Source organism: Variovorax sp. 01N429, from assembly GCF_056399425.1.
The window spans coordinates 1-405 of record NZ_JBFTRG010000166.1; the positions used below are offsets into that span (position 1 = coordinate 1).

A 405-nucleotide genomic window follows, 5' to 3' on the forward strand; every position below is an offset into this window, starting at 1 on the left:
GGGTTCCGGGCCCTTCAGCGCAGCGGGCAGGTATACCGGTGGTCGCCGGGCGGGGCGGAGAAGCTGCTGCCGTCCGGGAGCGTGATCGTCGCGCCGGTGTTCGGCGGGACGGTCACGGCGAGGCGGAACCGGCCGTCCTCGATCCGCCACGCGGAGGAGATCCGGCCGTACGGGGAGTCGAACTCGGCCTCGGCCCGGGTGAGCCCGCCGCCGGGTACCGGGCGGATGTCGAACTGCCTGTAGGCGGGCCCGTCTTCCCGCAGGCGGATGCCCGCCGTGTAGCGGTGCAGGAAGGACACGACGGCGCCCTTGCTGTAGTGGTTGAGCGAATCGCGCGGCGTGCCGTCGGAGCCGATTCCCTCCCAGCTCTCCCAGATCGTGGTGGCGCCGCGGTCGATCATCGTC

At 72.3% G+C, this 405-nt stretch carries 1 protein-coding gene; it reads right to left on the reverse strand.

Going from position 1 to position 405, the window contains the following annotated elements; all coding sequences use genetic code 11:
* Positions 1-14: 14 nt before the first annotated feature.
* The coding region (locus AC1DSF_RS31080) for an alpha-L-rhamnosidase C-terminal domain-containing protein (protein WP_478184159.1) at positions 15-405 on the reverse strand (391 nt) is incomplete at its 5' end.